We start from the raw sequence: 25,711 nt of genomic DNA, 5'->3' as shown, positions 1-25,711 counted from the left end.
TTTCAGTACAATTACACTATCTACTGTCGCTCATTAAACTTATCATATAAGAACTATATACTTGTATATATTCTATTGTATCAAACGAAATCATATTTACGTATTTTGAAAATCTTATGACATAATTCAAAAATAAGTTGACACTCTAATTGATAAGCATTATCATTATAATTTTATGTTGAAAAGTTTTACAAACCGTTTTACAATAAGGTTATAATTTTTATGGCGAGCTTTTCACATACATATTATCAGGAGGGAAAAAAGATGGCAAAATATACAATCGTTGATAAAGATACTTGTATTGCATGTGGTGCTTGTGGCGCTGCTGCACCAGACATTTATGACTATGATGATGAAGGTATTGCATTTGTAACATTAGATGATAACCAAGGTATCGTTGAAATTCCAGATGTATTAATTGAAGATATGATGGATGCATTCGAAGGCTGTCCAACTGACTCAATTAAAGTTGCTGACGAATCATTCGACGGAGACGCTTTAAAATTCGAATAGTCTTTTATTAACTTCAAAAAACGCCCCTCCTATTGATGAGGGGCGTTTTTTGTATCTAAATTTTATTTTCCTTAATAAAAAACCATTAGTAGTTTCACACTACTAATGGTTTTAGTATATATTATGCATTTTTCATTTTTGCAAACACCCATACTTTCAGGCGTGAGAATAATGCTACAAATACAATTGTTACAACAATCCCTTTAATTAAATTAAATGGTAAGATTGCCGTTACAACCGTTGTTTTTATAGCTTCGCTAGACATAGCTGGTGAATTTAAAAACCAAGTGTACGCCGGGAATATGATGATGTAGTTTAATACACTCATAATAAGTGCCATTGTAATTGTCCCTAGCATTAATCCTGTAGTTAAACTCTTCACAGTACGATACTTTCTAAATAAGAAAGCTGCTGGCCCAATAAATAAACATCCTGCAATAAAGTTTGCAATTTCTCCAACTGGTACTCCCGTTAAACTTCCTTGAATCCCGTAATGTAAAATGTTCTTTATCGCCTCTACAATCACTCCTGCTACTGGTCCAAAGATAATTGCCGCAATTAGAGCTGGTACATCACTAAAATCAATTTTCAAAAATGGCGGAAGCCCTGGGAACGGGAAATCCAACATCATTAGTAAATATGCAATACTACTTAGCATCGCTACACTCACCATCTGCACTACACTGTTTTTTTGTTTCATCTTTCTCTCTCCTTTTCCATCGATCATCTCATGGAAAGTGGAAAGGTTCTGCTATGCCTATTTTTTCATAGAACGAAAAAACCCTTTGTGTTTTACACAAAGGGAGAATTTAAGGCACATCAAACAGACGTTCAAATCCATATCTTTTTTGAACGCTTGAACCTCCATCTTCTCCCATCCAGACTATACTGTCGGCTTTGGAATCACACCAAATCCTGCCTTAACGGCTCGCGGGCTTAGAACAAAATCATAAATAGTTCATCACCGCCGGTCGGGATTTTCACCCTGCCCCGAAGATAGACCGATATTCTATTTTCCCCTTCATTATACAACAACCTCATAACATTGTGAACTAAAAAATTGTAACTTATTTAAAATTAGTTATTTATTTTTCGTAACAACAAATAAATTGCGAGATATTTTACAATACAATCCATATTTTTTATTATTCGGCATTTCTCTTTTGAATTACCTAGTCATATATAATTAAAAGTGATAAGATATTGAATTGTTAAGATAAGAACATTTTCTGAGTTATGGAGGAAATGTCATGAAAAAAGACAAGAGACATTCTATTCGAGAAGCAATGAAAAAAAACTTAAGAAAAGAATACTTTTACTTAAAAAAAGAATTACTTTTCTACTGCCCAATTGATTTAGGCACATTCTCAAACGAGACATACTATGCTACTTTCGATGAAGATGGCATCAGTATTTATCAGTATGATAAAAAAACAGAAAGTAAATTAAAATTGTGTGAGCGTCATCCGTGGAAGAGTTGGAATAAAGTGAAGATTGATCACTATTTGACAACTTCTCAATTTATTTTTCAGGGTGAGCGAAATTGGATCTTATCTCTTTTTCAAAAAGGAAAAGAAGCTCAAAAAATTATTGAAGAGCATACATCTTTACAAACAGAAGTTGTTTCCCGCTCTTTCTTAAAAAAACTTCCTGGTTTTCGTTCTAATACACCACTGAATAAATACATCGGTAGTATTTGTTACACTGCACTTATTGCATTTTTATTAAAATGGATGATTCCATTTCAAGCACCACAAATCGCCCTGTATTCTATCTCGATTGGTTGTATGCTTCTTGGCCTACTTTGTTTGACAATCGGTTTAATTGAACCGACTATCGTACTGTTTCGAACAAAAGAGAAAACAAGAACAAAAGTTTTTTACTTATATAGCTATTTAGCTATTTCTGGATTTATATGTGTCTTTATTTTTTGGTAAAAGAAGCCGTCCCAAAATAAATTTTGGGACGGTTTTCTTTTAGATATAGATGCTCTGATTCACTCAATAGTTCTAGCAAAAGCGCCCATATAATTTCATTTATATTGAATCTTATTTAAGAAGAACATAAATTTGTTCAAAGTTTAATTTTTGAAGCGTTTCCTTTACTTAACATATAATTGTTGATTAGGATAAATTAGCTCTTGCTGCAATCCATTTTTTTCTTTAATTTCCTTAAGTGTCATACTAAATTTCCGTGCAATACTAACTAAAGTATCCCCTTTTTGTACGACATATAATGACGAAGAAACAACTTCATTTCTTTGTTCACTTAAAACAAGCAATGGGTTCATCGCATTCTTTTTCGCCATCGTCCATCTTCCTTGATGAAGTTCTAGATGTAAGTGCGCACCTCGCGATTCTCCCGTGTTCCCTACTTCTCCAATTTTTTCTCCTTTGGAAATATAATCTCCTTGATCCACATATCTCTTATTTAAATGTGCATATACAGCCTCATATTCTCCGTGTTTAATAAATACAACATTTCCATAACTACTTGAATAATAAGACCTCGTTACCTTACCATCTTGGATAGCTGCCACAGGCGTTCCAATCGGCGCAGCTACATCAATACCATAGTGTTTTCCATGCCTTGTCCCAAAATAATCACTTATCTGACCTTCAACAGGCCATGTCCATCGATTTTCTTCTGCATAAACATGTAATTGAGATACAAACAGTATACTCAATAACATGACACCGCATTTTAAAACTTTCATATACATCCTCCGTTTTCTAATTACCACCATACCTTCTCTATTTTGGTATATTACAGAAAAAAGTATACAAAAAAAGAAAGTGAATTACTCCACTTCCTTCTCTTTCTTATCACGAAAAACTAATGCACTACGGTTATACTCCACATCTTTCACTTGTAATCGGGCATTTATTACTCGAGCTATCGCAAACAAATAATCAGATAATCTATTTACATACTTTAATACAACTTCATTTATTTTCACTTCTTTTTGCAATGATACTATAGAGCGTTCTGCTCTCCTTACAACAGTACGTGCAATATGAATAGTAGCCGCTGCCTCGCTACCACCTGGCAAAATAAAGCGTTCTAGTGGCGGGGCTTCTTCTATATATAAATCAATCTTTCTTTCTAAACTTTCAACCATCACAATTGTCACTTTATAAGGAATTTTTTGTTCCACTATTGCCAAGTCTCCTCCGCAATCAAATAGTTCATGTTGAATATTTTCGAGCTCATTGTAAATATCTATAAAAGCCCCGCCTTGAAGCTTAGTCATTGCATATCCAATATGAGAATTTGCCTCGTCTATTGTTCCATACGCTTCCACACGGATATCATCTTTATCAACCCTGCCACCTATTACACTTGTCGTTCCTTTATCTCCTGTTTTTGTATATAATTTCATTTCTTCACAGCACCTCTCTTGTTATTCTTTATTCGAGCAACATAGAAAAAAGTTCTACCATTCTTTATTTAATTGAGTTTACAAAAAAATAAAAAACAGCAGAACTTTATTCATTATCAACTTTAAAAACGCATATCTAAATTATACGATTCGGTAAATATACAGAGAATGTAGTTCCTTCTCCAACAACACTTGATACAGAAATTTTACCATCATGGCCTTGAACAATATTTTTCGCAATCGCAAGCCCGAGTCCTGTTCCACCCTTTTTCCCACGTGTTCTTGCTTTATCAGCTTTATAGAAACGATCAAATAAAAATGGAATATCTTCTTCTGGAATGCCTGCACCCGAATCTTGTACTTCAAAAATAAGACCGTTATTTTTCGTATCAATTACAAGCGTTACATGTCCGCCTGCATTCGTATGACGTATTGCGTTATCAATTAAATTCGTCAATACTTGTTCCATACGATCTGCATCAAACGGGTATTGTTCAATTGGATCTTTGAAATCAACCGTTAACGCGACCTCTTTATCCTTTGCAATTCCTTGGAATTTACGACCAATTTTTTCAACAAACGGATGTATATCCACTTCACCAATATGTAACTCTACATGACCGCTTTCCATACGAGCTAAATCTAACAATTCATTTACAAGTTTACCTAAACGAACAGATTCATCATAAATAATTTGAACAAACTCATCTATTTCCTCTTTCGTTTGCACAATATCATCTAAAATCGCTTCACTATACCCTTGCAGCATGACCATTGGTGTACGAAGTTCATGTGATACATTCGCAATAAAATCTTGACGCATCTTTTCAAGACGACGTTCTTCCGTCATATCTCGCAGCACTGCTACAGCTCCACGAATTTTCGTTTGATTGTAAAGCGGCGTCATAAGAACTACATAGTTTCCTTTTTGTAAATTAATTTCAACAACTTGTTGTTGTTCGCTTTCTACAACGAGATGGAATAATTCCACAAGTTCAGAAGGTAGTTTTTTACTGAGCTCTATCTCTTTTTCTTCTTGCCAAACTTGTAAGAAATGTTCGGCCGGCGGATTGATTACAACGACTTCACCTTCTTGATTTAACGTAATAACCCCATCTGCCATACTACTCAAAATACTTGCTAACTGCTCTTTTTCTTGTTGCAAGGCGTTCATATTAAACTTCAACTGTTTTCCCATTTGATTTAAGGCCGTTGCAAGCTCACCAATCTCATCCTGAGATACCATAGGAGCCTTTGCATCAAACTTCCCACGTGACACTTCAAAAGCAACCTCACGCATTTTACGAAGCGGTGCTGTAATCCGAGTAGATAAGAAGAACGCAAAGAAAGTTGTTAATATAATCGCAATTCCAGCCGATAAGAAAATAAAATCAGTTGTTCTTTCCATACCTTGTATCGGTACTTGTAAAGATTCATATACGAACACTGCACTTTGATTTTTTGATTGCACTGGTTTTCCGACGATCATAATATCATTTTCGGTGTTTTTATTCTTCCTACTATTAGACGCTTTTCTAATATTATTCTTAATTTCTTTTTTGTCTGTAAACACAGCCGCTAATTCTTTATCTTCTTTTAAGTCATCCATTGTAAGAGTGACTAACCCTTCTTGTTTCGGTGAAGAAGAGATTTCTTTACCATCTTCTACAATAATAATCCTTGAAAGTGGGTCAGAGAATTTGTAAGCGATATTCTCAATCGTTTTTACATCGGCACCTTCTTCAATTAACTCTGAAACACTTGTTGCAACTTTTTGAAGCCTAGCTTCACTCATATCAACATAATACGTTCTAAAAAACTGTGAAAGTAAAATCGCAACAAATCCAAGAACAAACGAAACGAGAAGTAATATGGTCATCCATAACTTCCCTACTACACTTCTCCAAAGCATCAGTCGTTCACAACCTCAAATTTGTAACCTACACCCCAAACAGTAACGATCATTTTCGCTGCATCTGGTGATTTTTTGCTTAACTTCTCACGTAAACGCTTTACATGTGTATCAACTGTACGTAAATCTCCGAAGAATTCATATTGCCATACTTCTTTTAACAGTTGCTCACGATCGAATACTTTATCAGGAGCTTTCGCTAAAAATAATAGTAACTCATATTCTTTCGGCGTTAAGTTTACTTCATTACCATCTGCAGTAACACGGTGTGCATCGTTATCAATTGTTAAGTGCGGGAATACAGTAACATCTTTTGTCGTTGTATCTTGTGTAAAGAATGTTGTTGGTACAGCACGACGTAATACCGCTTTCACACGTAGTACGACCTCACGTGGACTAAATGGCTTTACAATATAATCATCTGTTCCAACTTCAAATCCTTGTACTCTATTTACTTCTTCACCTTTTGCTGTCAGCATAATAATTGGTGTCGCTTTCTTCTCACGAACCCCTTTACATACTTCAATGCCATCTTTACCAGGCATCATAAGATCTAATAAGATTAAATCGTAATCATTTTGCAACGCCATTTCTAAAGCTGTATCACCATTATCTGCTTCTTCAATCGTATATTGTTCTCTTTCTAAGTACATTTTCAATAAACGACGAATACGATCCTCATCATCTACAATTAAAATTCTTGATTCATTTTCCATCTCTACCCGCTGCGCACTCTCACCTCAGCGGTTCACACCTACCCTTCTTTAACTATTATGTTGCGCTATTCTCGTTTATTTAAGCAATCTTCTAAATGTTTCACTTCCCATATTATGCTTCACAAGAATAATAAATTTTGTTCAATTTTTTTCCAAAACTATGTATTTTTTTTGAACAGCATATAATGTCCTCGACATCATTTTACAAAATCAACCGCTACTTTGTCATGTTTTTCTCAAAAAAGAAGAAAAGTTGACAAAAATAAAATAGGAAAGTGACATGCACTCCCCTATTTTATTTCTCTATGCATATGAATGTAAACCGGCAATAATTAAGTTTACTACAATAAAGTTAAACATAATGATTGCAAAACCAATTACTGCAAGCCAAGCTGACTTCTCTCCATGCCATCCTTTTGATAGGCGTAAATGTAATACTGCCGCATAAAAGAGCCAAGTGATAAGTGCCCAAACCTCTTTTGGATCCCAGCCCCAAAAACGTGTCCACGCTATTTGTGCCCAAATCATCGCAAAAATTAATGCACCTAATGTGAACACTGGGAATCCAATTGCAATAGATCGATATCCGATTTCATCTAGTAAATCACTATTCGTATTCTTTACTAACGGCTGAAGTGCCGCCGATACTCGCTTCCGTAAAACAAGTCTTAATACAATATACAGTAATGTTCCAACTAACACTGACCAAATAACAGTATTTAATTTTTTCGCATTTACAATCGCTGGAACTTCAACTGCCGGTTCTAATTTATTTTCTGTCAGTAACTTCCCTTCGTGCGGTCCAACTAAAGCCGGAAGATTGTATTTCATTTCCACTTGTTGTTCATTTTTATCAATCCATTGAAACTTCGCTTCATATTTCATACTAGAAAATACCGTTGTTACTCCAATAAATCCAACTGTACAAACAAGTGTAAATACTACCGTCTCTAGCCAAAATGTACGTTTACTTCTCGTCGATTGATCTACATTTTTCAATAAATACATAACACCTGTAATAAAACTAATCGCTAAAATGGCTTGTCCTGCTGCTGCCGTCGTCACGTGAATATGTAACCAATTACTTTTTAAAGATGGAATAAGCGGAGATATTTCCCTCGGAAACATACTTGCATAGGCAATTAATAAAAGCGCAACTGGTAATGCAAATAGTCCGATTATGCTTACACGGTACATAAAATACATGACAATAAATGCTCCTACAAGCATCATGCCGAAAAATGTACCGAATTCAAAAAAGTTACTAACTGGCGCATGTCCTGATGCAATCCACCTTGTAACAAAATATACTGTTTGTGCAATAAACCCTAAAATTGTAATCGTTATTCCTACATTTGCCCATTTATGACCCTTTTCTTTAATTGCTCCCCCGAAAAATAGAGTGGCAATTAAATATAAAATAAATGCGGTAAAGAGAAAGTTACTACTTATTTGCACCATATCGTTTCCCCACCTTAACTAATTTTTTTATCAATTACTTTATCATTTGGCTGTGGAATTGCTGTACCTTCTAGTACTCTTTCAATATCTTTCTTTAAACCGAACCAATTTTTATTTGTATGCCCTGCAATCCACCATTCATCATTAACACGTTGTATCCAAATACGGCGATGATTCCAATACATACCTTGAATGACACCAACCATAAATATAAATCCTCCAATGCCGAGAATCCAAAGCGTTAAATCTTTTCTTACAGTAAGTGCTGTGGCATTTTGCATTTCAACACCTGCAAACGACATTTTATATTTGTTGTTTCCATCTGGTTCTATATTTTGCTGAATACCAACAAAACTCACTTCACCATCTGGTGTTTCAGGTGTAAACATTTTAAATACAAATGCAGGATTGTTTGGTAATTTCGTTTTTGTATTTGGTTTTCCATTCTCATCAAAATAAAAATCAGGAAAATAGCTTAATAGTTCTAGAGAATAACCATTTCCTAAATCATATTTTTCCTTAGGATTCGTTAAATCTACTTTAATTGGTCCCCACTTTTGATTATTTTCTTTATTTTGCAAGTTAAAGGACATACTTTTAAATTCACTTTCTTTATAATCCACTTGATACACTGCAAATTGATCAAATTTCAGTGGTTCATTCACTCGAATTTCCGCTTCTTTTACTTTTTCTAATTTCGGTTTTTGTCCTGCTATATTTTCTCCTACTGCTTTATATAATACGGCATTCGTTTGGAAGTTTTTCGCAATCATTTTATCGCCTACACGATCAATCGCTTCATCAAAAACTTCCTTGTCCTTACTTTTATCATAAACTTCTTTTATAAATTTCTCGTTTTTTAAGTAGTATTGTCCATCCGTCCCTGGTATTTCTTTCGTTTCACCGTCACGTAACCAAAGTGCTTCGTCTACGTACATACTCGGTAAAAAACGAAGCATCGCACCGAATAAAAAGATAATAAGACCGATATGATTTACATATGGACCCCAACGCGAGAAGCGTCCCTTTTCTGCTAAAACGTTTCCGTCTTCCACTTTCACGTTATAGTTTCTTTTCTTTAAATTCTCTTGCACTCTTTCCAGGTCACCTTCTTGCGGTGTACCAGTCCCATATAATCTCTGTCTCTTTAAAAAACTAGGATGTCTTTTTACGCCTTGCTTTTTTAAAGCTTTATAAAGTGGAATAACGCGGTCTAAACTACATATCACAAGTGAAATACCGATAGAAGCAATCAAAATCATATACCACCATGAACCGTATAAATTATTAAACCCTAATTGATAGTATAATTGTCCTAAAAATCCATATTCTTGTTTATAATATTCAGCTGGTGCAATACCTGGAGTTATGTACATTTCTTGCGGAAATATAGTTCCTATCGCTGATGCAGCTAAAGTTATTACGATTAGCCATACACCTACTTTTACAGAAGAGAAAAAGCTCCAAATTTTATCGACTATCGTTTTTGTCTGCGTGAGAGATCTCCGTGCACTCCCCTCATAGCGCATATCCAATAGTTTTGCATTTTCATTGCTTTCAAATGGTTTCCCGCAAGCTTCACAAAAAACGGTTCCTATCGGATTAACATGTCCACATTCACATTTAATTTCTTTCAACACTCTCACCGCCCCTGTATCTATATGTACTATTGTATATTCTAACCTCAAGTTACCGCAATACTCAGAATTTTTAAACCGGAGGCACTATAAACACGCACCCCTTATGTAAAGGCTTTCTTTATTACGGAGTAATTTTCTTTAAATACCCTTCTAACTGTTCTTTCGTTTGTTCCCCTATAATTTGCTCCACTACTTTTCCATCTTTATCAATCAAAAAGCTTGTCGGTAAAGGACCTACTCCATATGTTCCTATAATCTTTTGTCCTTTATCAATGGCAACTGGGAATTTCAAACCATATTGGTTCACAAAGTTCTTTACTGCAATATCCGTTTCATCTGCATCTAACGCTATGATTTCAACGCCTTTTTCTTTATACTTTGGATATAATTCATTCATATAAGGCATTTCTTTTTCACAAGGTTTACACCACGTGCCCCAAAAGTTTAAAAATACACCTTTTCCCTTTAAATCTTTTAGTTCAATTTTCTTTCCTTCTAAATCCGTCACAATAAAGTTAGGTGCTTCTTTTCCGATTTGCATTTTCTCTTTATTAGCAAAGAATCCTTGATAAAGGGTAAATCCTACAGCACCACATAAAATGAGTAGAATAATAACGCGAAATAATAAGCGATTTTTCTTCATATTACCTCTCCTCTCCTCGGTAAATGTTATGTATTATCTTCTGTAAATGTTGTATTGAATAAATCACCAGCAGAGCACTCCACTGGTGAATTTTTAACTCTATAGCTTATCTTGGCTTTGTAGAAGCAAGCGCGCGTAATTGTTTCACCTCATGTGGTGTCAATTCTCTCGCATCACCAGGTCGCAGGCTTCCTACTTCTAAGAAAGCATAACGTTCACGTTTTAATTTCACTACTTTACAGTCTAACGCTTCAAACATACGACGTACTTGACGATTACGTCCTTCATGAATTGTTAATTGTACAATAGCCATCTCTTTACGCTTGTCCCAAGAAATAATTTTCACACGTGCTGGTGCTGTTTTACCGTCTTCTAACGTAACACCGCGTTCTAACATGCGAATTTTCTCACCTGTTAATGGCCCTTTTATTTTTGCAACATATGTTTTTTCAACTTTATATCTAGGATGCATTAATACGTTTGCGAAGTCCCCATCGTTTGTCATTAATAATACGCCAGACGTATCATAATCTAAGCGTCCGATTGGGAATAAACGTTGTGTAATTTCCGGGAAAAAGTCCGTTACAACACTTCTTCCTTTATCGTCTGATACACTTGAAATTACGCCAGTTGGTTTATATAGTAAAAAATAAACAGGTTCTTCTTTTTCAAGAGGGATATTATTTACTTCTACTTTATCTTGAGGAGTTACTTTTGTCCCTAACTCTTTCACTATTTTTCCATTAACTTTCACTTTTCCTTGCTGAATTAATTCCTCAGCCTTTCTTCTCGATGCAATACCTGCTTGCGCAATCACTTTTTGTAATCGTTCCATTTCTTTTTTTCACCTCGAATTTATCTTACCTTACATTAGAAAGACTTGGCAACCGCATACGCTTTACGGCTATTCGCTTCATCTTACTTAAACAACATAGCGATGATAATAAACATATAAAGGTCAAATCATGTTTTTACCCTTTATTATTGTCCATATTTTTCATATTTCTCACAATAAAAGTTCATCATTTTGTCAAAAATACCACATAAAAAAACCACTATTAAGCTACACCTTAATAGTGGTCGTATACGTATTATAAGCGAAATAGCGTAAAAAATGAATAGTATTACTGAAACAATAAAGAAACGAACACAATTGAGCATATAATCCCGATTAAATCTGCAAAAAGTCCTACTTTTAGTGCATCCCCCATTTTTCTAATCCCAACCGCTCCAAAATATACAGTTAAAATATAGAAAGTCGTATCTGTGCTCCCTTGCATCGTAGAAGCCAATCTCCCAATAAACGAATCTGGCCCATATGTTGCAATTAAATCGGTCGTAATACTTAAACCAGCAGAGCCTGAAATAGGGCGTATAAGTGCTAAGGGTACAATTTCTGCTGGAACATGGATCAAATCTAACATTGGCTTCATTACCGATATCATTGCATCTAACGCACCTGAAGACCGGAATATAGAAATAGACACAAGCATTCCAACCATAAACGGTAAGATGGAAATTGCAATTTGAATCCCTTCTTTTCCTCCCTCAACGAACGATTCATACGTCGGCACTTTCTTTATTGTGCCATATAAAAGGATAAAACCAATTACACAAGGGATTACCCATAAGGAAATTGTATTTACAATGCTCATTTTTTCCGCCCCTTTCTACTCCTTCTTCGGTAAAAATAGCGGTCAATCCAAATTGCCCCAATCATAGAAAGTACTTGTGCAATAAATGTTACCCCAACAATTTCAGTAGGATTCGCTGATTCATACGTCATTCGAATGGAAATGACTGTCGTAGGAATTAATGTAATAGCTGATGTATTTAATGCTAGAAACGTCACCATAGAACGGCTCGCCGAATCCTTTCCTCCATTTAACTCTTTCAGTTGTTCCATCGCTTTAATACCAAGAGGGGTCGCTGCATTACCTAGACCAAAAAAGTTTGCCATCATATTTGATAGAATAAATCCCATAGACGGATGATCCTTTGGTATTTCTGGAAACAACCTTTTTACTATCGGCATAAAAAGTGTAACTAATTTTTTTAACAATCCGGCTTCCTCTGCAATTTTCATTAAACCGAGCCAAAATACTAAAACACTAATAAGTCCTATACAAATCGTTACCGCATCTTTTGCTCCGTCAAATACAGCTTTATTCACTTCTTCCATCGTTCCATTTATCATGGCGTATACAATCCCAATGACAGCCATCGCTACCCATACGAGATTAACCATCGTTCCCAACACCTATCATGTAAGAAAAAATTTCTTTCACATTATTCCAGTAAAGTCCCGTTGTAGCTACTAACTTTCGTTTACTATAAAATAAATTCCGTTCTCCAACTTTTTCATTACCAACATAAATGTCTGTCTTCCCAACCTTTACTCCATCCGTAAGTTTTGTACTTTTATCGAGTTCAACTTTTAATACTACGTTCTTTTTTTCTTCTTCAGTTAACGGTACCGAAAAACTATTTTTCGTATAAACATGGTTGGCATACTTCTTTTCATTTATTTCAGCAATTGCTCCTTGTCCTAAAACTTTCGTTTGTTTGAAACGGTCAAAACCTTTATCAAACAAATTCATATGATCATCCCAATCACTAGAGGCACTCAAAGTTACGACAATTAAATCTAGTCCACCTTTTGATGCCGTTGTAACAAGCGTTCGCCCAGCTTTCTTCGTAAAGCCTGTTTTTCCCCCTGTTGCAAATTCATAATAAGACGTTACCAGCTTATGTTTATTTTTCCACGGGTAATCCCAAGAATCTGATTTATATGTTTTGGTTCCAAAGATTTTCTTAAATGTCTCGTTTCCCATTGCATATTTCGTTAATAATGCCATATCGTAAGCCGACGAATAATGTGATCCATCTCCATCTAAGCCATGAGGGTTTGAGAAGTGCGTATCTTTCATTCCAATTTCTTTCGCTTTTTGATTCATTAAATATACGAATCCATCTATACTCCCACCCACACTTTCAGCAATTACTTGCGCTGCGTCATTACCAGATCTAAGCATGAGTCCGTATACTAAATCTTCTAACTTCACTTTTTGTCCAGGCTTTAAATAGATTGCCGATCCTTCCACCCTCACCGCTTCATTACTAACTGATACCATTTCTTTCATCTTCCCTGATTCAGCAGCTAATAAGGCGGTCATAATTTTTGTTATACTAGCAATTTTTTGAGGCTCATGTTCTGCCTTTCCGTATAATACACGACCAGACTGTTGCTCCATTAATACAGCATTTCGAGCACTAACATTGCTGTTCATCTTTGCATATGTAGGAATCGGCATAACGCTTGCATACATCATAAGAAGCGTAATGATTACACAAATTCGTCTCATATTTCCCCCACGTCCTTTTGGCACTTTTTGTACAAGTGTATGCTTGGCCTTTTAAAATATGAACGAAATCTTCCTTCTACTTCCATTAAAAAAGACGCAGAGAATTTGCGTCTAATATGGTGTCCATTCAATTTGTTTCGCAGTTTCAAACCTTTTTTCTACATCAGGCCAATTTACAACATTCCACCAGTTTTTAATATATTCATCTTTTCGATTTTGGTATTGTAAATAATACGCATGTTCCCAGACATCTAGTACAAGGAGCGGTATCGTATCCCATTGTGTAAATAATTGATGAAGTGTACTTTGCAAAATTTCTAACCTTCCAGACCGGGGTACCCAAACGAGAATTGCCCAGCCTGAACCTTCTACTTTAGAGGCTGCTTCTGTAAAATGTTTTTGGAAACGTAAAAAGCTCCCAAAATCTTGTTCAATTTGTTGTGAAAAAGTTCCTCTTGGACTTCCACCACCGTCTTTTTTCATGTTATTCCAAAATATCGTGTGTAAGTAATGACCTGACCCATGAAAAGCCGCTTCCCTTTCCCAATGCTTAATTAAATCAAATTTATTTGTTTTTCTCGCTTCTTCCATCATCTTCTCTGCTTTATTTAATCCTTCCACGTAACTCCGATGATGTTTATCATGATGTAACATCATAATTTCTTTAGAAATATACGGTTCTAACGCATTATATGGATAAGGTAATGGCGGGAGTGTATGTCCTCCAATTGGGACAGCTCGTTCACTATCCCCTCTTTCATATAATTCATATTCCTCTTCTTCTTGCATAAATACTTCCTGCAAGTGATGCTGAATATGTTCTACATCATCGCTTATTTCATACATAAACTCTGCATCTGTTTCATACTCATGCTCTTTCATACGCTCTAATAACGTCTGAATTTTATAAGCAAGCATATGGACATCATACACTTCCATTGCGCGACTATCTAATACGTGAAGAACACTTTCACACCAATTTTCTACTTCATGAAAGTAATCTGTAAATACACCTTGCTGATTCATGTTGCACCTCCCTAATGCTATCCACTTAACTATATTCAATGAAAATCCCTTATATAACTGTACAAAAGGAAAAGAAGCTAAGTCACCTTAGCTTCTTTTCCTCAATCAATATTTGTGTAACATCTTTGTCTGATAATCCGTCTCATAATATTCTAGTTCTTCACGCATCAATTGAAATTTACCTTCTAAACTCTTCATCACTTGCTCTAAAGATGCAGGTGGTGTTTGTTGAAAAACGATAGAATTTTTCCCTGTATATGCAGACCGACTATTTTCATACCAATGATCACTCTTCGGTGAAAAAAACTCTGCAATTACTTGATGGTAAATCTTATATAAAATTTTTTCAGCTGCTGTTTTTCGAAATGGCTGGCTATTCAACAAAACAAAACATGCATCCTGTCCTTCTTCGCAAAAAACGAGAAGTCGTCTCATTGATGCTAATAACCCTTTATAATATCGCTCATTCCCTGCTGGTGTTTCCTCTAATAAAGAAGGTAACGTATGATAATTTACATAATTGGTTATCAAATTAATAGCATCTTCTAAAAATATAGAAACTTGTTCTGTTTGATTTTCAACCATAAAATTAGACATTTTTTCTCTCTCCTTTGCCATTTCACGCTATTTCTACTCTTTTATTTTTATGTAATTCAGCCAATATTTCTTGTACTTTCGACACCGTTCCCTCATCAAAATATTGTTGAAATTCTTCCATATTATTTAAATACAAACGTTTTTGCGCACGAAGCTCCTTATCTTTCATTAAACAACATATCGCTACAATATCGCGCAAATATATGTTTTGTTCTTCTACTTTATACACTGGATTTCCTTCAAAAGGAGTAATTTCTTGTAAAACTTCTTCAAAATATCGAACGTATAAAACCGAAAAAGTTTTCTCTTTACCATTTAATATATATGTCACTTCAGATCTGTTAAAAAAATCTTCTGATGTATTAGGTTTCTCTTTTTCTAACTCATATCCTACGTAACCTTTTATAATCATATACTCCCCCCTCAACCTTCTTTCACCTTATTCTAACTTAATTTTCTGATAAACAAAATATTCTTTTAAATATACCTATATAAAAAATAGCTCCCCTATACAGGAAATTACCTTTTTATTTTTCTTGAAGTTTGTCATAATAATATTATTGTCTCAGTTTTCTTATACAAGGAGAGTTGTATTTATGTCGTTTTCATGGAAACGTTTCTTACAAATCGGGAAAATTATCTTCCCATTTGTTGTATTAACAATTGTATTCTTTCAAGCAAAAAAAGAATTAGCGGGCATTTCTTTTTTAGAAGCGATTGATACAATTAAAAACATTCCAACTGGAGGAGTCTTTTTAGCAATTACACTTGGTGCATTCGCTGTATCAACAATGTTCTTTTATGACTATGTTATGCTTCGTTACTTAAAAGCTGACATTCCTGTCCAAAAGATTTTCCGTATCTCGTGGATTGCTAATACTTTAAATGGATTTATCGGGTTTGGTGGTCTTGTTGGAGCCGGCGTACGCACAATGCTTTATCGTCCATATATAAAAGAAAATGGAAAACTTATTAAAAGTATCGCTTGGATGACAACTGCCTTTATTAATGGATTAGCCATTCTTTCATTTCTTGGTCTTATCGGAATATTAGACACGAGATTTATTTTGCATGAAAAACCATGGCTATGGCCTGTTCTTATCTTCTTCGCTCTTTTCGTCCCTATATATATCGGATTTTCTAAATTAAAAAATAGAAAAGCGACGCAAACAGAGGAACAAGAAGAAGAGGAGAAAAACCCAACTGTTTTATACTCATTAGTTTCATTAGTCGAATGGGTATCTGCTGGTATTGTTATGTACGTCATATTACTATTATTTGGCATTGAAATCGAATTCCAAAAGTTTTTAGGCGTATATGTTATTGCTGCTTTAGCTGGTGTCGTTAGTCTTGTTCCTGGTGGCCTTGGATCATTTGATCTTGTCTTCTTAACTGGGCTTGGGCAATACGGCATCGATACAGGTGTTTTACTCCCTGCTATGTTATTATATCGTCTCGTCTATTACATCTTGCCCTTCTGCCTTGGTCTCATTTTTGCAGCTTTTGAAATGACAGGAGTAGCCATTAAAAAGTTTGAAGATAAACCTTTTATTGCGCCTGCATTAGAGACAACTGGTGTTATATGGACTTTGCAGCGTGACTTTCTAGGAAAGTTAGGTTCTTGGGCATCTGCTGCTTTAACAGTATTTGCTGGCTTAATGGTTATTTTATCAACCATTCTACCGACAAGTATAAATCGGGCACACGCCTTACATATTCTAGCTCCAAAACATCTTATTCAATTTTCTTTTAGCTTATCGCTAACATTCGGTATTCTCCTCCTCATTCTTTCGCGGGGGATATATTACGGAACAAAACGTTCTTATTATATGACGATTGTATCTTTAATTGGAGCGGCTATTTTTAACACACTAAAAGGAATTGATGTTGAAGAAACTTTTATTTTATTAATCGTACTCGCTGTATTGTATATGCTTCGTAAAAGGTTTGTACGTGAGAAAATGGAAGTCTCACTTTCCGATATCGTAAAAGTTTTTATATTCCTACTTGTAACGTTATATTTATATAAAAACTTAGGTATTTTATTTGCAGGTGCAAAAGAAGCTTTCAAACCTGATTTTGTCGTTCGTAATATTACACAAGTAAAACGAAGTGCATTAGCAGCTGCCTTTTTTGTTCCTACTTTTTTACTAATTGGTTCACTCATTGCAAATCGTTATCGAAATGAATTTCCCGGGCAACCAGCTAATGATAAACGATTACAAAACTTCTTAGATGAACATGGTGGAAATGTACTTAGTCATTTAGGTTTTTTAGGAGATAAACAGTTCTTTTTCAGTAGTGATGGAAAAGCACTCATTCTCTTCTCAATAACTGGAAAACGACTTATTGTACTGGGTGATCCAATTGGGGACCCTTCCTCCTATCGTACTGTATTGCAAGAGTTTTTAGCTGAGGCTGATCGATTTGGATACATTTGTGTATTCTATCAAATTGAAAGTAAATGGATGAGTTTATACCACGATTTTGGTTATAACTTCTTTAAGCTTGGTGAAGAAGCTGTTGTTGATTTAAATACCTTTACAATAACAGGAAAGAAACGCGCTGGCATGCGAGCTACTTTCAACCGTTTTGAAAGAGAAGGCTATACATTCTCTATTCATGAGCCACCTTTCTCCGACGAATTATATGAAGAGTTAAGAAAAGTTTCAGATGCATGGCTTGGTGGAAAAAAAGAGAAAGGTTTTTCACTCGGATACTTCGATCGTGAATATATTAGTCGCGCTCCTATCGCAACATTATCTGATGCGGATGGAAAAATTATTGCATTCACAACATTCATGCCTGTATATCAAAACGGATCATTATCTGTCGATTTAATGCGATATTATCCAGATGCGCCTAGCGGCATTATGGACGCAATTTTCATCCACTTATTCCAGTGGGCAAAAGAAAATGAATACCACTCCTTTAATATCGGTATGGCACCACTTTCAAATGTTGGTTTATCCACACAGTCTTTCTGGTCTGAACGAGTGGCTGCTGCAATCTTTAATAACGTTCGTTATACGTATAGTTTCAGCGGATTACGACATTTTAAAGAAAAATATAAACCAGCATGGAGCGGTAAATATTTAGCATTTAGGAAGAATCATTCTTTACCAATTACAATGCTCTCTGTAACAAAATTAATAGGAAAAAGAAAAAACAGCTAAATTCTTAGCTGTTTTTTCTTTTTTGAACTTGTACAATAAATTCTTTTTCATACTTCTTACCATTTATATAGAAATTCCCCCACATTTTATACGTGCCCTCGGCAGGAAATGTAATTCGGTATTGTAATTGCTCATCCGTATCTACAGGCATAGCGTATAAAAAATTCTCCTTCGTTTCATCCACTATATAGAGTGACTCTACTTCTCCTCTCTCTGAATGCAATTTCAATTTTTCACCCTTTTTCGCTTGAAACTGAAATGTTAACGTAACTGGTTCATTCGGATGTAATGCGCCAAATAAAAGAGAAACTTCATACTCTCCTATTTTTTTTGTAAGTACACTGTCGATTGGAAATTTCACTTTTTTCTTATTGTTCTCCTCTTTCGTTCTACCAAAATTCTTCCTAGCGAATGACTCTACGGACTTATTTTTGTCTTCGTATAAAAATATTGTATATTCTTCGTCTTTTGCTATTTTGGAAGATAACTTATATGACCCGTTCCCTGCAAATGTGGGTTTAATTTGTTGTATGTTTTTTAACTGTCCATCTACAATCACTGCCCGCATTTGATCATTTACACCACGAATTTCATTATTCTTGTTGTTTAACAACTGAAATACAATATCTACTTTCTCATTTCCCTTTCCATTTGAAACATCCCACTTTACTTCCTGAACATCTCCTACAGTCTCTTCGTTTTCTTGATATTTTTTTATGTAAAATCCTCCTGCCACAATAAGTACTAACGCAATAAGCCCAATGACAAGATTTTTCAAAACATCACCTACCATTTTTATTGTCTCTATTCATACAAAACTTCTTAAGATATATATTCTAGATTATGATTTATGAAATCCTCCTATTTTGCACATATTACAAATAATAAAAAGATTTTAATTGAAAGGATTCGTAGTGTATAATGCAAATGATATTGATTTCTATCAATACATTATAAGGAGGACTTTTTTATGAGTGTACATATCGAAGCAAAACAAGGCGAAATCGCTGAATCTATTCTATTACCTGGTGATCCATTACGTGCAAAATATATCGCTGAAACATTTCTAGAGGACGTTACTTGCTATAATAATGTGCGTGGTATGTTAGGTTTCACTGGAACTTATAAAGGAAAACGTGTATCTGTTCAAGGTACAGGTATGGGGGTTCCTTCTATTTCTATTTATGTAAACGAATTAATCCAAAGCTACGGAGTTAAAAATTTAATTCGCGTTGGAACTTGCGGTGCAATTCAAAAAGATGTAAAAGTTCGTGATGTTATTATCGCAATGACGGCTTGTACTGATTCTAATATGAACCGTTTAACATTCCCAGGATTTGATTTTGCACCAGCTGCAAACTTTGATCTTTTAAAGAAAGCTTACGATGCTGGAACTGAAAAAGGATTACACGTTCGTGTCGGTAACGTTTTAACAGCAGATGTGTTTTATCGTGAAAGCATGGACATGGTTAAAAAACTTGGAGATTACGGTGTATTAGCAGTAGAAATGGAAACAACTGCTCTTTACACATTAGCAGCGAAATACGGTGTAAATGCATTATCTGTATTAACAGTTAGCGATCACATCTTCACTGGCGAAGAAACAACATCTGAAGAGCGTCAAACTACATTTAACGAAATGATTGAAATCGCTTTAGATGCAGCAATTCAACAATAATACACTAAAGAACTTGTCATACGTCTGGCGAGTTCTTTTTATGTGACTTTTTATAAATAACTACTTTATAAAGAGACAGATTTCTCCCCTCTACTTTCTTGTAACGTTTGTTATAATGAAGTGAAACTTTAATCAGTGGAGGTTTTTTCCATCCTCCACTGATTATTAGTTGAACCAATCGGATTTAACGGGATAAAGAAATCATTTACAGTATTTCTCATAAGAGGTGACGCAGTGAAAAACAGAAGTATTGTCTTTAAACTATTTTTATTAACATCCACTTTATTTACAATCATATTCCTACTTTTTTTCCTAGGACAATCTCTATTTTTAGAGAAATTTTATATTAATAAGAAAGTAAAAACAGTCCAAACTGCTTTTGAAAAATTCGTAGATAATTATGATAAAAGTGATAAAAGTTATGAGCAGGTTAGAAAACTAAAACAAGAATTTCATGATAAAACAAATGCCGATATGCAGTTTTTGGATTCTAACGGTATTATTAAAAGTGATAACAATTACTATATCGATGTATTTAATCCCAACAATAATAAACAGTATTCCATTCCACTCAACAATCTTTTAACACCAGAAGAATATAATAAATTCGAAAATTTAGGTTTAAAAAAAGATGTAATAATCAATGTTGATGGAGTCGTACAAGAGAATAATATAATCACACCACAAAAATTAGGAACGAATTATAATCAATGGCAGAACGAACATTTCTATTCGGATTTTCAGTCAATTAATGGTAACCCTTCTAAGAACAGACTTGCAAGCCGATACAAATCTACAACTCGAATCGTCTTTACAGGTGTTATAACTAAGTTACAGCTCCCATCCAAAGCGGAGGTTCGTCTTGCAAATGATATTGAAACATTACAAGCCGTTCAATATTTTGCAGATATGATTAGAGAGGGAACTTCTAACTCGAACCAATTAAGTACTTTCATATTAGATGGCGGAGAAAATATAAAAAATAGTATCTTTGTAAAACCGATTATAGAAAATGGAAGGATTACAGAATACGCTTTTGCGATAGCATCTTTGCAGCCTGTTAATGAAGCGATGCTCGTTTTAAAAGATTATTATGTCTATGCCTTAATCATCGTGTTTCTCGTAATTATTTTGTTATCCTTCTACTACTCAAAAATCATTGTTAAGCCATTAATTAAAATAAATCGTGTTACAAAAAAAATGGCTAATTTTGATTTCAGCGAGAAATTACCTGTTACAGCTGACGATGAAATTGGCGGGCTTTCTGGCAGTATCAATACATTATCTGTAAATTTAAAAGATCGAATCGATCGATTAAATGTTGCTAATACAAAGTTACAACAAGATATTGAACGTGAACGTCAATTAGAAAAAACAAGAAAAGAATTCATTTCTGGCGTATCACACGAATTAAAAACACCGCTAAGTGTAATTAGAAGTTTTGCAGAAGGAATTAAAGATGGTGTTAGTAAGGATACTTCGTATTATACTGATGTTATTTTAGAAGAAACAGAAAATATGAACAGGCTGATTGTTGAAATGTTAGAATTAGCAAAGTTGGAATCTGGTACTTACAAACTAGATATGACGACGTTCTCAATCGGTGAATTAACGCAACAAGTCTACACAAAATTATTATTTAGCATGGAAGAAAAACATTTACAAGTGAACATCGATGCAGACCCTTCTATACTTGTTAAAGCAAATCGCAGTCGCATTGAGCAAGTAGTTGTGAACTTACTAAGTAATGCAATCCGTTATACGCCAGAGGGAGAAAAAATACAAGTCTCCATTATAGAAGCAGAAGATACCGTAAAAGTCGAAATCGAGAATACAGGAAACCCTATCCCTGAAGAAAGTCTTGAAAAAATTTGGGATCGCTTCTATCGTCTAGATGCATCACGTAGCCGTCACACTGGAGGTACCGGTCTCGGATTATCTATTGTAAAAAACATTTTAGACCTCCATCATGCCGAATACGGTGTGTATAATACGACTAACAGTGTTGTATTCTATTTCAATTTACAAAAAGTAAAAGAAGTCAAATAATTTGTCTTAATTTCACTAGGAGTTCACATGAAATTCACACTCTCCCTTTATAGTAAGAAACAAGTTAATCCTTTCCTTTACACATATAAAAGAGGAGAGTGCGTGAAATGAAACAAGCAGGACAACCTATTCAAAATGAAAAACAATTAGAAACTATCAAAAATATACTTTTACAATCTTCGAAACGTGATGGCTTATTATTCGTATTAGCTGTAAATTCTGGCTTAAAAGTAAGTGAAATCTTACAATTAAAAGTTAGTGATGTAATCGATGAAAATGAAAATGTTCGCCATTCCATTTTATTTTACAATGAAAAAGTGAAGAAACATAAATGGTTTGCTGTAAATGAAGACTTACAGCACGCAATCGAAGACTACATGAAAGAACGTAAAACTTGGAAACGTAATGAACCATTGTTAAAATCTCAAAAAGGAACAAAATCTATTACGAGACAACATGCATGGTACATTTTAAACAAAGCTGCAAAAGAAGTTGGATTAGAAGGGATTAGCTCACATACACTTCGAAAAACTTGGGGTTATTGTGCATACAAATCAGGTGTTGATATTGCATTTTTACAACACTTCTTTGATCACAGTACTCCATCAAAAACTTTAAAGTATATCGGTATTGCTTAATAACTCTTATACATAAAAAAGGTTACCATTTGAAAATTTGGTAACCTTTTTTATGTTTCACATTCTCTTTTCTTGTCTCTCCTATATTGTAGTGGTACTCTAATAGTAAGGGGGAGAAATTATGAACACTTTAACAATTGAATTACCGAAAGAAACGGCTGAAAAACTTGATTTATTAAAACAAGCTTACGAAAAGAAAACAGGTGCTTCTATTTCTGAGAGTACTCTTGTTCAAACACTTATCTCAAAAGAATTTATCCAGGCGATAACTCCTTTTGATTTACAACAATTCATCACTGGAAAAGAACAGCATTAATTGCTGTTCTTTTTTTATCTCTATTTAAAATATACAAAGTTTTTTATATATTTTTAGAAAAACCATTGACAATGATAATGATAACCATTATCATTTATTATGAAGCCAACAATTGATGAATCAACCAAACGCTCAGTAACATTGTTACCCCTCTTTTTCATATAGAAAGGCACTGTACATTCCCCCTGTTTGTACAGTGCCTTTCTTGTTTATTATCATTCAAAAAAATTTAATTGCTCCGGCTTCGGCTCACCATATGTAATGTTCATCATTTTCATAAGCTGTTTCGCATTATCTGCTGCATCCCCACCTGAATTGTTGTTAAACAGTACGTATATATCCTTTGTTTTCTTTTTTAATTGCTCTAATCGTTCAACCCATTCTTCCAGTTCTTTATTGTTGTAGCGATATAAACAGCGAACCGCTCTCCAGTTTTCCCCTTTATCAAGCCAACCATGAACATTTCGACCGTGAAAACGTATTAATGCCATGTCTGAATTCGTAACCTCTAACACGAGTGGCACAGAACCTATCCCAGCCTGTGGTTCATCACAAATTGTATGAATCCATTTCTCTTGTTCTAGAAACTGTAACGTCCTATCTCTCATTTCTGGATAAAACCATGTTTGATTTCGAAATTCTATTGCACATGGTAAACCTTCCATTTTTTCTTTCGTATATCGAAGAAAATCTACATTTTTCTTTTTACAATCAAACCATGGTGGATATTGAAATAAAATCGTTTTTAATTTACCAGCTTCAATTAAAGGAAGAATAGATTGTTTATATACATCAAACATCTCATCGAACGTAGAAAAAGGAATTTCACCTTTCATATGTCCTGTCATTCCTTGATATGCTTTTACGATAAAAGAAAAATCTTTCGGTGTTTCCATTGCCCATTTTGTATAGTTTCGTGCAGGTTGCATCGCATAAAATGAGCTATCCACTTCTACTATAGGAAAATACTCGCTGTATGTTCGTAATTTATTTCTATTTTCATAGGGATTTATGTATAAAGAATCATGATCTCCCCATCCTGTCACTCCAATAAACAGCACATATACCCCTCCCTTTTTAACTTCATCTTCTATTCACTTTCCAAACACTTTGCATCATGTAGCCTTTTCTTTAAGAGTATCCTTATAAAAATATGATATACTATATGGAAGAATTTTTAAAATGAGGGGTTATTTATTTATGCTTCCAAACGATGCTACTGTATCTCATGAAAAACGAATTGAAGAACTAGAAAATAAAGTACGTTTTTATGAAGAACTTGTGAATCAATTACCACATCATTTCACATACAAAAATCCACATATTGGTTTACGAATAAAGAAAACTAGAACAACCCATTCCATTCAAGAAATACCAAAAGAGAATAAAGAGGCTCATTTTCAACTTACTTGTGATTCATTATTTTTATTTGAACAACTCGAAAAACACTTTGTACATATTTTTGATGCCTTTTCACATCATGTAACTTTTGTCGATAATAAAGGGAATATTACTTTATGTAATCAAGTTGCTGCAGATGATTTCGGTGTAATACGAAATGATATTATCGGAAAACCGATTCAACAATTACTAAACTTGCCGGAAGAAAAAATTAAAGCGATTGAAACATTAAAAACGGGAACAGAAATATATAATGAAGAAGTTTTAGACAAAAACTATGGCATTATAAATAACCGAATTATTCGTGATTATAACGGGGAGATTTTTAGAGTTATTAGTGTCTTTCATTATTTAAATACAGAACGTGATGCAGAGAAGTTTTCGTTAGCAGGGCGAATCGCAGCTGGAATTGCACACGAAGTACGAAATCCTCTTACAACAGTACGAGGATATTTACAATTTTTACAAGAAAGTGTTTCTCCATCTAATAAAGAACTATTTAAAAATTTACTTATTCCTGAATTAGATCGAGCAAATAGTATCATTACAAAATTTTTATCTCTTTCAAAAACACGTGAATTTAAAAGAGAACCCTTTCCCATTAATACATTTTTACGTGAGTATATTCAACAGTTACTAGCTAGCGAAGTCTTTTTACATAACATTTCAATTGATTATAATTTTTCTACCGAATTAGATGATATATTAGTTCATATTGATCGTCATGAACTTGTGCAAGTTTTTTTAAACTTATTCCAGAACGCTGTCGATGCTCAAGGAGAAAAAAAACTTTCTATCCAAATCACTAGTTACCGCCTAGATAATTTTGTTCGTATTACTTTCACTGATAATGGGACTGGTATTCCACCAGCGATTCAAGACTATATCTTTGATCCATTCTTCTCAACAAAAGATTCCGGCACAGGTTTGGGCTTGTCAGTAACGAAAAAAATTATTCAAAATCATAACGGTACATTAAAAATGACTAGTAATGAAGATGGTACTACTTTTACTATTTCAATTCCAATCTTACCTAAAACAGCCCTTGAAAGATTAAATCAATACAAATAAAATCCAATCCACGAACTGCATGTCAATTGTTACATCCTTCAACAATTGACATGCAGTTTTTATGTTGAACTTTTCTTCTTTACATTATATAAACCTTTCTCTATATCTTACTTACTTATTTCTTTCT

The 25,711-nt window shown here is 34.3% G+C and carries 25 protein-coding genes and 1 riboswitch; of the genes, 8 read left to right on the top strand and 17 right to left on the bottom strand.

Annotated elements, in window-relative coordinates; translation table 11 throughout:
* The first annotated feature begins 264 nt into the window (after positions 1-264).
* Positions 265-513 carry a ferredoxin gene (locus ACTFN4_RS08385; protein WP_001151993.1) on the top strand — a complete coding sequence of 83 codons (249 nt, stop codon included), beginning with the start codon at positions 265-267 and terminating at the stop codon, positions 511-513.
* Between the two features lie 121 nt (positions 514-634).
* On the opposite strand, the gene ACTFN4_RS08380 is transcribed toward ACTFN4_RS08385, so the two are convergent.
* A complete protein-coding gene (locus tag ACTFN4_RS08380) occupies positions 635-1,213 on the bottom strand; it encodes an ECF transporter S component (protein ID WP_000810855.1) in 579 nt (192 codons plus the stop codon).
* 162 nt (positions 1,214-1,375) lie between these two features.
* Positions 1,376-1,515: riboswitch (FMN riboswitch) on the bottom strand.
* Positions 1,516-1,763: 248 nt separating this feature from the next.
* On the opposite strand from ACTFN4_RS08380, the gene ACTFN4_RS08375 reads away from it, so the two are divergent.
* Complete coding sequence (locus tag ACTFN4_RS08375; protein WP_000710837.1) at positions 1,764-2,450, top strand: hypothetical protein; 687 nt, start codon at positions 1,764-1,766, stop codon at positions 2,448-2,450.
* Positions 2,451-2,614: 164 nt separating this feature from the next.
* On the opposite strand, the gene ACTFN4_RS08370 is transcribed toward ACTFN4_RS08375, so the two are convergent.
* The 14 genes from ACTFN4_RS08370 to ACTFN4_RS08305 all read right to left on the bottom strand — a co-directional run bounded on the left by ACTFN4_RS08370 (position 2,615) and on the right by ACTFN4_RS08305 (position 15,667).
* Positions 2,615-3,229: a peptidoglycan DD-metalloendopeptidase family protein gene (locus ACTFN4_RS08370; RefSeq protein WP_000866117.1), complete on the bottom strand. Its 615-nt coding sequence runs from the start codon at positions 3,227-3,229 to the stop codon at positions 2,615-2,617.
* A gap of 84 nt (positions 3,230-3,313) precedes the next feature.
* Entirely contained in the window at positions 3,314-3,895 is a 582-nt protein-coding gene (locus tag ACTFN4_RS08365; RefSeq protein WP_000781268.1) for a cob(I)yrinic acid a,c-diamide adenosyltransferase, read from the bottom strand.
* 136 nt (positions 3,896-4,031) lie between these two features.
* The gene (gene resE / locus ACTFN4_RS08360) at positions 4,032-5,807 is read right to left on the bottom strand and encodes a sensor histidine kinase ResE (protein ID WP_000964673.1); all 1,776 of its coding nucleotides are present in this window, start codon (positions 5,805-5,807) and stop codon (positions 4,032-4,034) included.
* Positions 5,807-6,523: a DNA-binding response regulator ResD gene (resD, locus tag ACTFN4_RS08355; protein WP_000426861.1), complete on the bottom strand. Its 717-nt coding sequence runs from the start codon at positions 6,521-6,523 to the stop codon at positions 5,807-5,809. Before resD ends, resE begins: the two co-directional genes overlap by 1 nt.
* A 303-nt stretch (positions 6,524-6,826) precedes the next feature.
* Complete coding sequence (gene resC, locus ACTFN4_RS08350) at positions 6,827-7,984, bottom strand: cytochrome c biogenesis protein ResC (RefSeq protein ID WP_000250083.1); 1,158 nt, start codon at positions 7,982-7,984, stop codon at positions 6,827-6,829.
* Between the two features lie 14 nt (positions 7,985-7,998).
* The gene (resB, locus tag ACTFN4_RS08345; RefSeq protein WP_000910522.1) at positions 7,999-9,624 is read right to left on the bottom strand and encodes a cytochrome c biogenesis protein ResB; all 1,626 of its coding nucleotides are present in this window, start codon (positions 9,622-9,624) and stop codon (positions 7,999-8,001) included.
* A gap of 121 nt (positions 9,625-9,745) precedes the next feature.
* Positions 9,746-10,267 carry a thiol-disulfide oxidoreductase ResA gene (gene resA / locus ACTFN4_RS08340; protein ID WP_000742192.1) on the bottom strand — a complete coding sequence of 174 codons (522 nt, stop codon included), beginning with the start codon at positions 10,265-10,267 and terminating at the stop codon, positions 9,746-9,748.
* 106 nt (positions 10,268-10,373) lie between these two features.
* Complete coding sequence (rluB, locus tag ACTFN4_RS08335) at positions 10,374-11,102, bottom strand: 23S rRNA pseudouridine(2605) synthase RluB (RefSeq protein ID WP_000440556.1); 729 nt, start codon at positions 11,100-11,102, stop codon at positions 10,374-10,376.
* 289 nt (positions 11,103-11,391) lie between these two features.
* Positions 11,392-11,922 (bottom strand): spore maturation protein SpmB, encoded by a 531-nt coding sequence (gene spmB / locus ACTFN4_RS08330; protein WP_000029514.1) that lies wholly within the window; start codon positions 11,920-11,922, stop codon positions 11,392-11,394.
* Positions 11,919-12,515, bottom strand: coding sequence for a spore maturation protein SpmA (gene spmA / locus ACTFN4_RS08325; RefSeq protein WP_000247811.1), 597 nt, complete (start codon positions 12,513-12,515; stop codon positions 11,919-11,921). Before spmA ends, spmB begins: the two co-directional genes overlap by 4 nt.
* Entirely contained in the window at positions 12,508-13,632 is a 1,125-nt protein-coding gene (dacB, locus tag ACTFN4_RS08320; protein ID WP_001252638.1) for a D-alanyl-D-alanine carboxypeptidase DacB, read from the bottom strand. The genes spmA and dacB overlap by 8 nt, the downstream gene beginning before the upstream one ends.
* Before the next feature lie 111 nt (positions 13,633-13,743).
* Positions 13,744-14,658 (bottom strand): superoxide dismutase, encoded by a 915-nt coding sequence (locus ACTFN4_RS08315; RefSeq protein WP_001075741.1) that lies wholly within the window; start codon positions 14,656-14,658, stop codon positions 13,744-13,746.
* Positions 14,659-14,763: 105 nt separating this feature from the next.
* Positions 14,764-15,255: a YpuI family protein gene (locus tag ACTFN4_RS08310; RefSeq protein WP_000064519.1), complete on the bottom strand. Its 492-nt coding sequence runs from the start codon at positions 15,253-15,255 to the stop codon at positions 14,764-14,766.
* 22 nt (positions 15,256-15,277) lie between these two features.
* On the bottom strand, positions 15,278-15,667 hold the full coding sequence (locus tag ACTFN4_RS08305) for a hypothetical protein (RefSeq protein ID WP_000584367.1): 390 nt from the start codon (positions 15,665-15,667) through the stop codon (positions 15,278-15,280).
* Positions 15,668-15,851: 184 nt separating this feature from the next.
* On the opposite strand from ACTFN4_RS08305, the gene mprF reads away from it, so the two are divergent.
* A complete protein-coding gene (gene mprF, locus ACTFN4_RS08300; RefSeq protein WP_000010848.1) occupies positions 15,852-18,431 on the top strand; it encodes a bifunctional lysylphosphatidylglycerol flippase/synthetase MprF in 2,580 nt (859 codons plus the stop codon).
* Positions 18,432-18,435: 4 nt separating this feature from the next.
* Here mprF and ACTFN4_RS08295 read toward each other — a convergent pair whose 3' ends face one another.
* Positions 18,436-19,224 carry a hypothetical protein gene (locus tag ACTFN4_RS08295; protein ID WP_000232610.1) on the bottom strand — a complete coding sequence of 263 codons (789 nt, stop codon included), beginning with the start codon at positions 19,222-19,224 and terminating at the stop codon, positions 18,436-18,438.
* A 177-nt stretch (positions 19,225-19,401) separates the two neighbouring features.
* On the opposite strand from ACTFN4_RS08295, the gene deoD reads away from it, so the two are divergent.
* From deoD to ACTFN4_RS08275, 4 genes are all read left to right on the top strand, one after another.
* Positions 19,402-20,109, top strand: a complete 708-nt coding sequence (gene deoD, locus ACTFN4_RS08290) for a purine-nucleoside phosphorylase (RefSeq protein WP_000110707.1) — start codon at positions 19,402-19,404, stop codon at positions 20,107-20,109.
* A gap of 234 nt (positions 20,110-20,343) precedes the next feature.
* Positions 20,344-22,158, top strand: a complete 1,815-nt coding sequence (locus tag ACTFN4_RS08285; protein WP_000797516.1) for a sensor histidine kinase — start codon at positions 20,344-20,346, stop codon at positions 22,156-22,158.
* Between the two features lie 107 nt (positions 22,159-22,265).
* On the top strand, positions 22,266-22,796 hold the full coding sequence (locus ACTFN4_RS08280) for a tyrosine-type recombinase/integrase (protein WP_000806236.1): 531 nt from the start codon (positions 22,266-22,268) through the stop codon (positions 22,794-22,796).
* Positions 22,797-22,917: 121 nt separating this feature from the next.
* Positions 22,918-23,112, top strand: coding sequence for a DUF3924 domain-containing protein (locus ACTFN4_RS08275; RefSeq protein ID WP_001094858.1), 195 nt, complete (start codon positions 22,918-22,920; stop codon positions 23,110-23,112).
* 215 nt (positions 23,113-23,327) lie between these two features.
* On the opposite strand, the gene ACTFN4_RS08270 is transcribed toward ACTFN4_RS08275, so the two are convergent.
* A complete protein-coding gene (locus tag ACTFN4_RS08270) occupies positions 23,328-24,173 on the bottom strand; it encodes a DUF72 domain-containing protein (protein WP_000897361.1) in 846 nt (281 codons plus the stop codon).
* A gap of 139 nt (positions 24,174-24,312) precedes the next feature.
* Here ACTFN4_RS08270 and ACTFN4_RS08265 point away from each other — a divergent pair, with 139 nt between their 5' ends.
* Positions 24,313-25,584 carry an ATP-binding protein gene (locus ACTFN4_RS08265; RefSeq protein ID WP_000937244.1) on the top strand — a complete coding sequence of 424 codons (1,272 nt, stop codon included), beginning with the start codon at positions 24,313-24,315 and terminating at the stop codon, positions 25,582-25,584.
* The last annotated feature ends 127 nt before the right edge of the window (positions 25,585-25,711 follow it).

The organism is Bacillus cereus group sp. MYBK95-2, assembly GCF_051915225.1.
Taxonomy (GTDB): Bacteria; Bacillota; Bacilli; order Bacillales; family Bacillaceae_G; genus Bacillus_A; species Bacillus_A cereus.
This window is presented reverse-complemented; position numbering and strand designations above follow the sequence as displayed.